General features: G+C 65.6%; 11 protein-coding genes and 3 tRNA genes. 9 read left to right on the plus strand and 5 right to left on the minus strand.

Features of this window, described 5'->3' with window-relative positions; all coding sequences use genetic code 11:
- The first annotated feature begins 13 nt into the window (after window positions 1-13).
- The 3 genes from L2Y94_RS12870 (at window position 14) to L2Y94_RS12880 (ending at window position 277) form a co-directional block, all read left to right on the plus strand.
- A tRNA-Ala gene (locus L2Y94_RS12870) sits at window positions 14-89 on the plus strand.
- Window positions 90-108: 19 nt separating this feature from the next.
- Window positions 109-184, plus strand: a tRNA-Glu gene (locus L2Y94_RS12875).
- Between the two features lie 16 nt (window positions 185-200).
- Window positions 201-277: transfer RNA gene (locus tag L2Y94_RS12880), tRNA-Asp, on the plus strand.
- Window positions 278-450: 173 nt separating this feature from the next.
- Here L2Y94_RS12880 and L2Y94_RS12885 read toward each other — a convergent pair.
- Together L2Y94_RS12885 and ppsR are read right to left on the minus strand one after the other, a co-directional pair.
- Entirely contained in the window at window positions 451-912 is a 462-nt protein-coding gene (locus tag L2Y94_RS12885; protein ID WP_247367078.1) for a DUF1249 domain-containing protein, read from the minus strand.
- Between the two features lie 26 nt (window positions 913-938).
- Window positions 939-1,754: a posphoenolpyruvate synthetase regulatory kinase/phosphorylase PpsR gene (gene ppsR, locus L2Y94_RS12890; RefSeq protein WP_247367079.1), complete on the minus strand. Its 816-nt coding sequence runs from the start codon at window positions 1,752-1,754 to the stop codon at window positions 939-941.
- Between the two features lie 228 nt (window positions 1,755-1,982).
- On the opposite strand from ppsR, the gene ppsA reads away from it, so the two are divergent.
- Complete coding sequence (ppsA, locus tag L2Y94_RS12895; RefSeq protein WP_425602465.1) at window positions 1,983-4,322, plus strand: phosphoenolpyruvate synthase; 2,340 nt, start codon at window positions 1,983-1,985, stop codon at window positions 4,320-4,322.
- Window positions 4,323-4,427: 105 nt separating this feature from the next.
- On the opposite strand, the gene L2Y94_RS12900 is transcribed toward ppsA, so the two are convergent.
- The 3 genes from L2Y94_RS12900 to L2Y94_RS12910 are packed head-to-tail and all read right to left on the minus strand — an operon-like array spanning window position 4,428 to window position 6,948.
- Window positions 4,428-5,195: a DeoR/GlpR family DNA-binding transcription regulator gene (locus L2Y94_RS12900; protein ID WP_247367082.1), complete on the minus strand. Its 768-nt coding sequence runs from the start codon at window positions 5,193-5,195 to the stop codon at window positions 4,428-4,430.
- On the minus strand, window positions 5,192-5,812 hold the full coding sequence (locus L2Y94_RS12905; protein WP_247367083.1) for an HAD family hydrolase: 621 nt from the start codon (window positions 5,810-5,812) through the stop codon (window positions 5,192-5,194). The genes L2Y94_RS12900 and L2Y94_RS12905 overlap by 4 nt, the downstream gene beginning before the upstream one ends.
- A gap of 14 nt (window positions 5,813-5,826) precedes the next feature.
- Window positions 5,827-6,948 (minus strand): MFS transporter, encoded by a 1,122-nt coding sequence (locus tag L2Y94_RS12910; RefSeq protein ID WP_247367086.1) that lies wholly within the window; start codon window positions 6,946-6,948, stop codon window positions 5,827-5,829.
- Window positions 6,949-7,077: 129 nt separating this feature from the next.
- Here L2Y94_RS12910 and lexA point away from each other — a divergent pair, with 129 nt between their 5' ends.
- The 5 genes from lexA to L2Y94_RS12935 all read left to right on the plus strand — a co-directional run bounded on the left by lexA (window position 7,078) and on the right by L2Y94_RS12935 (window position 13,512).
- Window positions 7,078-7,704 (plus strand): transcriptional repressor LexA, encoded by a 627-nt coding sequence (lexA, locus tag L2Y94_RS12915; RefSeq protein WP_247367103.1) that lies wholly within the window; start codon window positions 7,078-7,080, stop codon window positions 7,702-7,704.
- A gap of 3 nt (window positions 7,705-7,707) precedes the next feature.
- Window positions 7,708-8,340, plus strand: a complete 633-nt coding sequence (gene imuA, locus L2Y94_RS12920) for a translesion DNA synthesis-associated protein ImuA (protein ID WP_144909107.1) — start codon at window positions 7,708-7,710, stop codon at window positions 8,338-8,340.
- Window positions 8,341-8,417: 77 nt separating this feature from the next.
- Window positions 8,418-9,824, plus strand: a complete 1,407-nt coding sequence (locus tag L2Y94_RS12925) for a Y-family DNA polymerase (RefSeq protein WP_247367106.1) — start codon at window positions 8,418-8,420, stop codon at window positions 9,822-9,824.
- Window positions 9,825-9,899: 75 nt separating this feature from the next.
- A complete protein-coding gene (locus L2Y94_RS12930) occupies window positions 9,900-13,052 on the plus strand; it encodes an error-prone DNA polymerase (protein WP_425602403.1) in 3,153 nt (1,050 codons plus the stop codon).
- A gap of 199 nt (window positions 13,053-13,251) precedes the next feature.
- Window positions 13,252-13,512 (plus strand): hypothetical protein, encoded by a 261-nt coding sequence (locus tag L2Y94_RS12935; RefSeq protein WP_247367114.1) that lies wholly within the window; start codon window positions 13,252-13,254, stop codon window positions 13,510-13,512.
- Window positions 13,513-13,548 lie beyond the last annotated feature (36 nt).

The following is a 13,548-nucleotide window of genomic DNA, read 5'->3' on the forward strand; positions in this document are numbered from 1 at the left end:
TTTCCCGGTATGCGGGGCCATAGCTCAGCTGGGAGAGCGCCTGCATGGCATGCAGGAGGTCGCCGGTTCGATCCCGGCTGGCTCCACCATGTTTCAAGTTTCAAGTACGTCCCCATCGTCTAGAGGCCTAGGACATTACCCTTTCACGGTAGCGACCGGGGTTCGAATCCCCGTGGGGACGCCAACTTGAAAAGCAGTTCGGAGCGGTAGTTCAGTCGGTTAGAATGCTGGCCTGTCACGCCGGAGGTCGCGGGTTCGAGTCCCGTCCGCTCCGCCATTGCTTTTCCTTTCAAAGAAAAATCCGCCCTCGAGGCGGATTTTTTTTGCGCATGGCCAAGGTATCGCAACCCCATCCGCGGACAAGGTCCGCTCCCAACCCTTCGGTAGAAACGTCGCTACCGAAGGGTGGGAGCGGACCCTGTCCGCGATCCTACGGAGCGCAAGCTGCCCTTATTCGACGCGCTCCAGCGTCCCGATCGAATGCCCCTGCTCCGCCAGATACTCCAGCCAGCGGCTGAGGAATCCGTTCATGCGCAGGCGGTGCTGGAACACCGTATCGGCGGGCGGAAACGGCCCGAGCACCTGCCATAGCTTGCGGCCGGGATGGCAGTGCATGGCCTCGGCCACGTGGGCGTCGGTATACATGCGCAATTGCGCCGACGGCGACGGCTGGCCGGTGGTCTCGTCGACGAAGTCGTAGGTGAGCTCCAGCTCCAGGGTGTAGGGATGCTTTTCCTGGATGTCGAGCTGCACCTTGAGACCGTCGTCCACGTCGGACACGTAACGTCCGGGCGCCAGCCGCTGGGGCGCGAACAGCCGCGCCAGCCGGTGGTAATTCTCCGAGTAGAGTCCCATCAGGAACTCGAAGCGTCCCGGAATCAACGCGATGGGGCGTTCGATGACGGAGGTCATGGCGCGGTATCGGTCTCCTGGCTCAATCAGTACATGTGTCTCTCGATGCCGAGGTATTCGAAGATCTTGCTCGAGATCTCCTCGATCGAGGTATGGGTCGTATTCAACACCGGGATGTTCTCCCGTCGCATCAGGCGGTCGGCCTGCTCCAGCTCCCAGCGGCACTGCTTCAGCGTGGCATAGCGGCTTCCGGGACGACGCTGCTCGCGGATCTGGGCCAGGCGGATGGGGTCGATGGTGAGTCCGAACAGCCGGCTACGGTAGGGCTTCAGCCGCGACGGCAGTTCGAGCTTGTCGAGATCGTCGTCCGTGAGCGGGTAATTGGCGGCGCACACGCCGTAATGCAAGGCCATGTACAGGCAGGTGGGGGTCTTGCCCGACCGGGACACGCCCACCAGCACGACGTCGGACTGGTTGTAGTCCACGTCCAGCCCGTCGTCGTGCGCGAGGGCATAGTTGGTGGCCTCGATGCGGGCCTCGTACCGCTCGGCATTGACCAGACCATGGGAGCGGTTGACCGCGCCGGACTGCTTGGCGCCGAGTTCGATTTCCAGCGGCTCGATGAAGGGCGCGAACACGTCGAGCATCAGGGCCCCGCTGCCGGCCACGATGTCGCAAAGGGCCCGGGAGGTCATGGTGTTCACCACGATGGGACGCTGGCCGTCCTGGGCGTACTTGGTCTTGATGCGCAGGCAGGCGGCCTCGGCCTTGGCCGGGTTGTCGATGAAGGGAAGGCGGTGGGTGTCGAACTGCACCCCGTCGAATTGGGCCAGCATGCTGTTGCCGATCGTCTCGGCGGTGATCCCGGTGGAGTCGGAAATGAAGAACACGGTTCGCCGCATGAAAACGATTCCTTGGGAAAAGGTAGGACCCAGATGACTCCCACCTTAAGACCAATACGCCGTCCTAACCAACTACCCCGCAGAATAAGCGGGCCGTTTGTGCATTGCGCCTTGTATGGTGGCAATACCACTACGACAATGCGCCGATTTTTCCAGCGCGGCCCGCCGCCCAACCGATGTGAGGATCTTCCTTTGAGCGACCTGGTACTTTGGCTCGACGCGCTACGCATGACCGACCTGGGCAAGGTGGGCGGCAAGAACGCCTCCCTTGGCGAGATGATCGGCAACCTGGCGAAACTGGGCGTCTCGGTTCCCGGTGGCTTCGCCACCACGGCCGACGCCTTCCAGACTTATCTCGAGAAGAGCGGCCTTGCCAAGCGCATCCAGGAGCGCCTGGCCACGCTCGACGTCGACGACGTCGACGAGCTGACCCGCGGCGGCAAGGAGATCCGCGGCTGGATCGTCGATACCGCCCTGCCCGCCGACCTCGAGCAGGCCATCCGCGACGCCTACGCCAAGCTCTGCAAGGACGCCGGCGCCACGGACATCGCCGTGGCCGTGCGCTCCTCCGCCACCGCCGAAGACCTTCCCGACGCGTCCTTCGCCGGCCAGCAGGAAACCTTCCTCAACGTCGTGGGCATCGACGACGTGCTGCACAAGGTGAAGGAAGTCTTCGCCTCGCTCTACAACGACCGCGCCATCGCCTATCGCGTGCACCAGGGCTTCAAGCACGAGGACGTCTTCCTCTCTGCCGGCGTGCAGCTGATGGTGCGCTCCGACGTGGGCGCCTCCGGCGTGCTGTTCACCCTCGACACCGAGTCGGGTTTCCGCGACGTGGTCTTCGTCACCGGCTCTTACGGCCTGGGCGAGATGGTGGTCCAGGGCGCCGTGAATCCCGACGAGTTCTACGTGTTCAAGCCCACCCTCAGGGAAGGCAAGCCGGCCGTGCTGCGTCGCAGCCTCGGTGCCAAGCAGCAGCGCATGGTCTATTCCAGCCAGCCTGGCGAGCGCGTGCGCATCGAGGAGACCCCGGTCCAGGATCGCCACCGCTTCTGCATCGACGACGCCGACGTGGAAGAACTGTCCCGCCAGGCGCTGGTCATCGAGAAGCACTACGGCCGCCCGATGGACATCGAGTGGGCGAAGGACGGCAACACCGGCAAGCTCTACATCGTGCAGGCCCGTCCCGAGACGGTGAAGTCGCGTTCGCATGCCACCACGCTCGAACGCTTCCAACTCAACGAGAAGGGCAAGGTGCTCACCGAGGGCCGCGCCATCGGCCAGAAGATCGGTTCGGGCAAGGCCCGCGTCATCCGCTCGCTGGCCGACATGAACAAGGTGCAGCCGGGTGACGTGCTCGTCGCCGACATGACCGACCCCGACTGGGAGCCGGTGATGAAGCGCGCCGCCGCCATCGTCACCAACCGCGGCGGCCGCACCTGCCATGCGGCGATCATCGCGCGCGAACTGGGCGTGCCGGCCGTGGTGGGCTGCGGCAACGCGCTGGACACCATCCCCGACGGCGCCGACGTCACCGTATCGTGCGCCGAGGGCGACACCGGCACGATCTACGAGGGCATCCTCAAGTTCGACCGCATCACCGCCGACCTCGGCGCGATGCCCGAGGCGCCGCTGAAGATCATGATGAACGTGGCCAACCCCGAGCGCGCCTTCGACTTCGGCATGCTGCCGAACGCCGGCATCGGCCTGGCCCGCCTGGAAATGATCATCGCCAGCCATATCGGCGTGCATCCCAAAGCCTTGCTCGAATACGGCAAGCAGGATGCCGAGACCAAGGCGCGTATCGACGCGCGTATCGCCGGCTACAAGGATCCGGTGTCGTTCTACGTCGACCGCCTGGCCGAAGGCATCGCCACCATCGCCGCGTCGGTGTACCCCAAGCCGGTGATCGTGCGCCTGTCCGACTTCAAGTCGAACGAATATGCCGGCCTGCTCGGCGGTTCGCGTTACGAACCGCACGAAGAGAACCCGATGATCGGCTACCGCGGTGCCAGCCGTTACGTCTCGGCCGATTTCGCCGAGTCGTTCGCGCTGGAATGCAAGGCGGTCAAGCACGTGCGCGAGACGATGGGCCTGGGCAACGTGTGGGTGATGATTCCCTTCGTGCGCACGCTCGACGAAGGCCGCAAGGTGATCGAGGTGCTGCGCAAGAACGGCCTCGTCCAGGGCGAGCACGACCTCAAGGTCATCATGATGTGCGAGGTGCCGTCCAACGCGCTGCTGGCCGACGAATTCCTCGACATCTTCGACGGTTTCTCGATCGGCTCGAACGACCTCACCCAGCTCACCCTCGGTCTCGACCGCGATTCGAGCATCGTCGCCAACCTGTTCGACGAACGCGACCCGGCGGTGAAGAAGCTGCTCGCCCTCGCCATCAAGACGGCACGCGAAAAGGGCAAGTACGTGGGCATCTGCGGCCAGGGCCCGTCCGACCACCCGGACCTCGCCGAGTGGCTCATGGAACAGGGCATCGAATCGGTGTCGCTCAACCCGGATACCGTGGTGGATACCTGGTTGCGTCTGGCGAAGAAGAAACAGGCGGCCTGATCGCGATCGGATTATCGCGGACAGGGTCCGCTCCCACCCTTCGGTAGTAAGGTCTCTACCGAAGCGTGGGAGCGGACCCTGTCCGCGATGGGTTCGAAGCGCGGCTCATCGGTGTACGGTCACGCCGGCCTCGCGATATCGCTCCACCACCGCTTCATCCGCGTCTTCCGCGACGACCAGGTGCGTAATCGCCGTGATCGGCACCGTATGATGCGTCGCCGATGCCACCAGCTTGTCCGGCGTGGCGATCGCCACCGTCTCGCCGCTCGCTTCGACGATCGCCTGCTTGAACACCGTCTCCTCCTCGTCGAAGGTCCACAGGCCGCTGACGGGGTCGAGCGCGCATACCCCGGGAAAACACAGGTCGGCGCGAATGTCCTGCGCCTGCCGGACCGTGCGCGAGCCGATGGCCCCGCCGATGCGCGGATCGATCCGCCCGCCCAGCAGCATCACCTCGAAACCCGGACGGCCCAGCACCGCCATGGCGACGTCGGGGGCATTGGTCACCACCGTGAGGTCGCGTCGCTCGGGCAGCGCGTGCGCCAACGCGGTGTTGGTCGACCCCGCGTCGATGAAAAGGATTTGCCTCTCCCCGACCAGCGAGGCCGCGGCGCGGGCAAGCGAGCGCTTGAGCTCGACGCGTTCGTGATGACGCTCGCCGAGCGGAGCGACGGGCTGCGCCAGCAAGGCGCCGCCGTAGACGCGCCGGCACAAGCCCTGGGAGGCGAGATCGCGCAGGTCGCGGCGGATGGAATCCTCCGACACCCGGAACGCTTGCGCGAGATCCGCGGCCACCACCCGGCCATCGCGCCGCAGTCGTTCGAGGATCCACTGCTGCCGCTCGCGCGGCAGGGTGACGTCGGTCGCGTTCATGCCTTCAGGAAACCCAGCGCGACCAGTTCCGCCCGCAGCTGCGCCGGCGAATGGAAGTGCACGCCATGGATGCCGAGCTTTTCCGCGGCTTCCACGTTGAGCTTGTTGTCGTCGATGAAGATCGCGGTCGCCGGATCGATGTCGTAGCGCTCCAGCAACGTCTCGTAGAGCTTCGGATCGGGCTTGATCGTGCCCTCCTCCCCCGAGACCACGATGCCGTCGAACCATCCGAAGAAGTCGTAGCGTTCGCGGGCGAAGGGAAAGGTCTCGTGCGACCAGTTGGTGAGGCCGTACAGCGGATGCCCCGCCTGTTTCAGGTCGTGCAGGATCACGATGCTGTCGTCGATGGGGCCCTTGAGGGTTTCCGGCCAACGCTGGTGATAGGCCTCGATCAGTTCGGCGTGCTGCGGATACTCCGCCGTGAGCAGGCGCACGGCTTCGGTCCACGGGCGCCCCGCGTCCTGCTGGAGGTTCCACTCGTTGGTGGTCACCTCGGCGAGGAAACGTTCCATGCCGGCCTCGTCGTCGCCGAACAGCTTGCGGTAGAGATAACGGGGGTTCCAGTCGACGAGTACGCCGCCGAAATCGAAGATCACCACTTCGCGTCTGGTATGCATTGAGAATTCTCCGATCAACGGCGCGCGATGGACGCGCAAAGGGAAACGACCACCAGCAGGCCGGCGACGCCGGTCAACGCGATGGACAGGGTACTCAGATGGGCGACGAAACCGATGCCGGCCGGCCCGGCAAGCATGCCCGCGTAACCCAGCGCCGTGACGATGGCGATGCCCACGCCCGGCGAGGCGCCACCCATCCGGCCCGCCGCACTGAACAATACCGGCACGATGTTCGACGCGCCGATGCCCACGAGCACGAAGCCGAAGAGCGCCGTCGGACCCCACGGAATCGACGTGGCGACGAGGAAACCGGCGGCCGCGACGAGACTGCCGCCCCTCACGATGGCCACGGGCCCCACGTGCGAGGTGATGCGATCGCCCAGCAGGCGGCACACCGCCATGGCCACGGAAAACGCGGCGTAGCCCAATCCCGCCGACGACGCGTCGAAGCCGCACGAGAAACGCAGGAACACCGCGCTCCAGTCCAGCATCGACCCTTCGGCCAGGAAAACCACGAGGCAGAGAAAGCCCAGCAGGAAAACAGCGCCGCCCGGCATCCGGAACGGGGCGCGGGCGTCCGTATGCGCATCCTCGTGGCGCACGATGAAATGCCGCCACTGGGTCAGCACGATCACCAGCAGGGCGAACGACACGGCGATGGCACTGCCGGTCAGGGGGGCGCCTGCCTTCAGCAGAGCGGCCATGCCCGCGGACCCCACGAGACCACCCACGCTGAAGAGGCCGTGGAAGCCGGACATCATCGGCCTCCCCTGCCTCTTTTCCACGTCGACCGCATGCGCGTTCATGGCCACGTCGACCAGGCCGAGCGAAGCGCCGAAAAACAGCAGCGCTCCGCCTAGCCACGTTGCGCTGGGGGCCACGGTGAGCAGCGGCAGCGCGACGCAAACGAGCAACCCCGCCACGCCGATCACGTCGCGATTGCCGAAACGATGCGTGAGGAAACCCGCCAGCGGCATCGCCGCCGCCGCGCCGCATCCCATGCACAGCAGCACCATGCCGAGCGTGCCGTCGTCCAGGCCCAGGCGAGCCTTCGCGTATGGAACCATGGGTGCCCAACTGGCCATGCCGATGCCGGAAAGGAGAAAGATCAGGCGGGTCGCGCGTACAGGATTCATCGAACGGCCGTCGTCAAGGATTGAGCATCAATGTACTCAATCGTGCATTAACGTGCAATTCAAATGCACGTTCCTCGACAAGAAGCTTTCCTCTTGCATCCACGTACGGGGATGTGTACAAATGTACGCATGCCGACACCTTCCCTCACCGAGCGCCAGCAGCGCACCCTGACCTTCCTGCGAGACTATCTGCAGGCCCAGGGTTTGCCGCCCACCCTGCGCGAGATCGCCGACGCACTGGGCTTTCCCAGCCACAGTTCGGCGCAGGCCTGCGTGGAGTCCCTGGTTCGCAAGGGCGTGCTCGAACGTTCGCCCCAGCACCGCGGCCTTCGCCTGCCCGGCGGCCAAGCCGCGGCGCTGCGCGGAGCGATGGCCGTCGAATTGCCGCTCATCGGACGCGTGGCCGCGGGTTCGCCCATCCTCGCCGAGGAAAACATCGAGTCCCAGCTGGAGGTCGATCCGGCCCTCTTCCGCCCCCGTGCCGATTACCTGTTGCGCGTGGTCGGTCTGAGCATGCGCGATGCGGGCATCCTCGACGGCGACCTCCTCGCCGTGCACCGCACCCAGACCGCCAACGACGGCCAGATCGTCGTGGCACGCCTCGACGACGAGGTCACGGTCAAGCGCCTCAAGCACGAGCGCGATCGTCTCTTGCTGCTTCCCGAAAACCCCGACTTCGATCCCATCGAGGTCGACCCACGCCGCCATGAATTCGCCATCGAAGGGCGTTACGTCGGCATCATCCGCAGGGCCTAACCCATGAACGCCATCGCCACCCCGTCGCTCGCCCAGGTGCTCGACCATCCCGGTATCTGGCGCCGCTCCGCCGATCGCCAGCCGCGCGTACGTGCGTTGCCCACCGGCTGGACGTCGCTCGACGCAAAGCTGCCGGGCGGTGGCTGGCCCCAGGGCGCATTGAGCGAAATCCTCTTCGAACACCAGGGCCTGGGTGAACTCGATTTGGTGATGCCCGCCCTCGCCTCGCTGACGCAGGAACACCGTCGCGTGATCTTCATCGCGCCACCGCACCTGCCCTACGCACCCGCCCTGGCGGCCGCCGGCGTCGACCTGCGCTTCCTGCACGAGATCCAGGCCGGTGCCAGCGAGGCCGCATGGAGCATGGAGCAATGCCTGCGTTCGGGCTGCTGCGGCGCCGTGGTGGGTTGGCTTCCCGCCGACATCGACTACCGCAGCCTGCGCCGCCTGCAACTGGCCGCCGAAAGCGGCGACGCCTGCGCCCTCATTTTCCGTGATGCGTCCTATGCCGCCCAGAACAGCCCGGCGGCACTGCGCATCAAGGTCAGCAACAGCGACGAAGCCACCTACGTCGACGTGCTCAAGTCGCGAGGCTTGCTGACCACCACCGCTCCGCTGCTGCGCATGCGGGCCTGAGGTTCGTTCGGCATGGCGACGTCCCTCATCCGTCGTCATGCCGGGCGCCTCTCACGGCCACTTTCCGTAACGCAGTCATGTTTTGGGCCTGCCTCCGCTTCCCCGGCCTGGCGTTCTCCGCCGCCTTCGCCGCGGCACCGGAGGCAGGCCCCTCTGCCCTGCTCGATCAGCAGGCTCGCCAGCGCCTGATCGCCCTGCCCAATGCCGAGGCTGCGGCGCAAGGGGTACGGCGCGGCCAAAGCCTGGCCGCGGCGCGGGCCCTATGTCCCGCGCTTGCGGTGCGACCGCGCGATCGTGACGCCGAAGCCGGTCTGCTGGCCGAATTGGCCGCCTGGTGTTACCAGTTCAGCGGCCATGTCAGTCTCGTGCCGTCCCAGGCCATCCTCATGGAGGTCGGCGCGAGCCTGCGCCTGTTCGACGGCTGGCCCAAGCTCGTCGCCCAGCTGAAAGACGGGCTGTCCGAACAGGGTCATGCGCATACGATCGCCGCCACGCCCTTTCCGGCGGCGTCATGGGTATTCGCCGCCAGCGCGGACGGCATGGCCTTGCCGGACGTCGATGGCGTGCGACGCATGCTCGGTGCCTTGCCGCTCGCACGGAGCGGCTTGCCCGCAAGCACGGTGACGTCGCTGCAGGCGATGGGATTTCGCCGGCTGGAAGAAGTCTTCCATCTGCCGCGCCCCGAGCTGACCCGACGCATCGGCAGGCAAGGTGTCGGCTGGCTCGACCGCCTTCGCGGTGAAGCGCCCACGGCGTTGCCCGCCTGGCAGCCACCGGCCAGCTTCCGGCAAACGATCGAATTCGACGGCGAGCTCGACGGTAGCCAGCCCTTGCTGTTTCCCCTGCGTCGCCTGACGCGCTCGCTGGCGAACCAGCTCGCCGCGCGCGACGGTGGCGTGCAGCGATTCACGCTCACGCTGGAACATGCGCGCGGGGAAAGCACGCGCATCGTCGTCGCCATGGCCGCGCCCCAGCGCGAAGCCGAACGCCTTTTCGAACTGGCCCGCACGCGACTCGAACGAACCACCTTGCCTGAACCGGCCCGATCGCTCGAGTTGCATGCCGACGAGTTGCCCGCGTTTCGCCCACCGATGCGCGACCTGTTCGAACCCATCAAGGGCGACGGACTCGACTGGACCACGCTCGACGAACGCCTGCGCGCCCGCCTCGGCGATGCGGCGCTGAAGCAGATCGAGCTGGTGGCGGACCATCGGCCGGAGCGCGCCTCACGCTATGGCACGCCGACGGCCAAGGTCCCGCCACCACCCCAGCGACGGCCGTTATGGCTCCTGCGCCGCCCGGAACCGCTGCGCCATGAGCCCGCCGTGCTGCTGAGCGGTCCGGAGCGCATCGAGAGCGGCTGGTGGGACGAGGACGACATACGCCGCGATTACTACATCGTGCGCACCCCGCAAGGACAACGCGCCTGGGCCTATCGGTCGCCCGAGGCCCAAAGCTGGATGCTGCACGGCTGGTTCGCCTGACGGTGATCCCATGAGGTTGCCGACCGATGCCATGCCCTGCCTGGCAGACGCCGCTTCAGCGGCGATCGCCCCTGCATGGCAAGCCCGATGAACATCACGTTCCCGCGCGATGCGGCCAATGACGCCGACGCCGCCCTGCCGGCGTACGCGGAACTGCACGTACTCAGCGACTTCAGCTTCCAGCGAGGGGCATCCAGCGCACGCGAGCTTTTCACTCGCGCGCAGGAACTCGGCTACAGCGCCCTGGCCATCACCGACGAATGCTCCCTCTCCGGCATCGTGCGTGGCCTGGAAGCTTCCCGGGACACGGGTATTCCGTTGATCGTCGGCAGTGAATTCCGCCTCGACGACGGCACGGTGATCGTGCTGCTGGTGGAAAACCAGCAAGGCTATGCCGAACTCTGCCGACTCATCACGCTGGGCCGCCGCCGCGCGCCGAAAGGCGGCTACGCCCTTTGCCGCGACGATGTCGCCTCGCTGGCCGATGGCCTGTGCCTGCTCTGGGCTCCCGGGCCTTACATGGCCACCAAGGCATCCGTGCACGAAGATCGGGCCACCTGGATCGCGACCCATTTCTCCGGGAGGTCGTGGCTGGCCGTCGAACTGCACAGGGGGCAACACGACAAGGCCGAGCGCATCGCGTTGCGCGAACTCGGCGAACGCCACGGATTACCGTGCGTCGCCGCCGGCGACGTGCACATGCATGCGCGGTATCGCCGCTGCCTGCAGGACGTCATGACCGCCATCCGGCTCAATACCACGGTGGCCGACGCCGGGCATGCCCTGTTTCCCAATGGGGAAAGGCACCTTCGCACACGCAACGCACTCGCCAACATCTACCCGCGCGACCTGCTCGAGGAAACGCTCGTCGTCGCCGACCGCTGCACCGGCTTCGACATCCGGAAGATCAACTACGTCTACCCTCGCGAACTCGTTCCGGACGGATTGACCCAGGCCGAGCACTTGCGGCGCCTCACCTACGAAGGCGCAGAACGACGCTGGCCGGATCCCGTCAAGCGGGCCGGCTACGTCGAACGCATCGAGAAGGAGCTGACCCTCATCGCGCGAAAAGACTACGAAGCCTTTTTCCTCACCGTCGAAGACATCGTTCGCTTCGCCCGGCACAAGAACATCCTCTGCCAGGGACGTGGCTCGGCGGCCAACTCCATCGTCTGCTTTTGCCTGGGCATCACCGAGGCGAACCCGGAACAGGTCTCCACCCTGTTCGAGCGTTTCATCTCCGCCCAACGCGACGAACCACCGGACATCGACGTCGATTTCGAGCACGAGCGCCGGGAGGAGGTCCTTCAATACGTATTCGCAAAATACGGACGCGACCGCGCGGCCCTGGCGGCGACCGTCATCAGCTATCGCCCGAAGAGCGCATCGCGCGACGTAGGCCGCGCGCTGGGTCTGTCCGAAGACCAGCTCGACCAGCTCAGCCGCGCCTATTCGTACGCCCATGGCGACGTCTCGATCGACCAGCGGCTGACCGAGCGCGGTTTCGATCCTTCGAATCCGACCATGCGGCTGCTCAAGTGGATGGTATGCGAGCTGCAAGGCATGCCACGCCACCTTTCCCAGCACGTGGGCGGATTCGTCATCTCCGACACGCCCCTGCATCACCTCGTACCCGTGGAGAACGCCTCCATGGACGACCGCACGGTCATTCAATGGGACAAGGACGACCTCGAAACCATGAAGCTCCTGAAGGTCGATTGCCTCGCCTTGGGCATGCTCACGTGCATGCGCAAGGCTTTCGATCTGTTGCGAAAGCACGACGGAAAAGACTACCGCGGTATCGCCGATATCGAACACGATGACGGGGCAACCTACGCGATGATCCAGAAGGCCGACACCGTCGGCGTTTTCCAGATCGAATCGCGCGCGCAGATGTCGATGCTTCCCCGATTGAAGCCGGAAAAATACTATGACCTCGTGGTTCAGGTAGCGATCGTCCGCCCCGGACCCATCCAGGGCGGCATGGTGCATCCGTACCTCGAACGCCGTCGCATGAACCAGGAAGACATCGTCTATGAGAGGGGCGTCAAGGACGTGTTGGAGCGAACGTTGGGCGTGCCGATTTTCCAGGAGCAGGTCATGCATCTGCTGCAGGTGGTGGCCGACTTCACGCCTGACGAGTCCGATGACCTTCGTCGCTCGATGGCGGCATGGAAACGTCGCGGCGGCCTGGAAAAGTTCGATGCCAAGATTCGGACGAACATGGCACGCAACAACTATTCCCCGGATTTCATCGAGCGAATCATCGAACAGATCAAAGGCTTCGGCAGCTACGGCTTCCCCGAATCCCACGCCGCCGGCTTTGCACTCATCGCCTACGCTTCCGCCTGGCTCAAGTGCCATCATCCTGAAGTGTTCACCTGCGCCCTGCTCAACAGCCAGCCGATGGGCTTCTACGCGCCCGCGCAACTGGTGGCCGACCTGCGCCGGCACGGCGGCGAGGTGCGACCGCCGGACGTCCTGGCCAGCCATTGGGATTGCACGCTGGAACCGGCCGCGAACGGACGCCATGCCTTGCGCCTCGGCCTTCGCCTGGTGTCCGGCCTGTCGGAAAAGCTGGCCTCGCGCATCGTCGCCGCGCGCGAGCGGGCGCCCTTGCGCGACCTCGCGGACCTCGCCGCGCGGGCCGACATGAATCGCTTCGAGCGCGAGCGTCTCGCCGATGCCGGTGCCTTGCGCGCGCTCAGCGGCCACCGCCACCGGGCCCGATGGGAAAGCTCCGGCATCGAGCGCACCCTGCCCTTGTTCGGCACGGTGGATGAGCGGCGCCCCAGCCTGCGGCCGCCCCGTCTCGCCGACGACGTGATGGCCGACTATGCCACGCACGGCCTTTCCCTGACCGCGCATCCGCTCTCGCTCATTCGCAAGAACTTGCTATCGCGACGCGTCAAGACAGCGATCGATCTCGGTGGCTTGCGCGACGGGACCTGGGTGCGGCACGCGGGACTGGTCACGGTACGCCAGCGACCGCAGACGGCCAGCGGCATCACCTTCGTCACGCTGGAGGACGAAACCGGCCACGTCAACGTGGTGGTGCGCCCGAAGGTGGCCGAAGCATGCCGTCACGCCTTGCTGGATGCGGTGCTGTTGGCCGTGGATGGCCGCTGGCAATCGGTCGACGGCGTGAACCATCTGGTCGCCGTTCGCCTGCTGGACTTCAGCGATCTGCTTCCGGCCCTGGCCTCGGTTTCTCGCGATTTCCATTAAATGATCGTTGCGCGGCACCGGGCAGGCGAATTTCTCCTGAACGGAGAATGCGAAACGGGAACCGCATGAGTATTCGGTTCATGCGAAAAGCGATAGCGTCAGCACCCGAAACCCCCTCCCGGATTTTCCGGTAACGCGATGCCAATGCGCCGAGCATCGCCACGAACCCCAGGCGCTTCGCTCCAAGGAGATCTTCGCCATGCGTAACACGAAACTGATCCTCGCGATGCTGGCCGGTTGCACCGTCCTCAGTGGCGCCGCGTTCGCGCAGGACGCCTCGCAGAACGCCACTCCGACCCCTGCCTCCACGGCCGGCTCGCAGACCCACACCAGCGACTCGAAGATGGGCAACGAAAACGGTTCGATGACCTCCACGCACAAGAAGGCCCATCACAAGGCCAAGAAGAGCTCGTCGGGCAGCAGCAGCGAGCCGGCGAAGTCGTCCACGTCGGGCATGTAATCGTACCGTCATGACGAAGAACCCGGCGCCTCACGG

The sequence above is a fragment of the Luteibacter aegosomatis genome, from assembly GCF_023078455.1.
Lineage (GTDB): Bacteria > Pseudomonadota > Gammaproteobacteria > Xanthomonadales > Rhodanobacteraceae > Luteibacter > Luteibacter aegosomatis.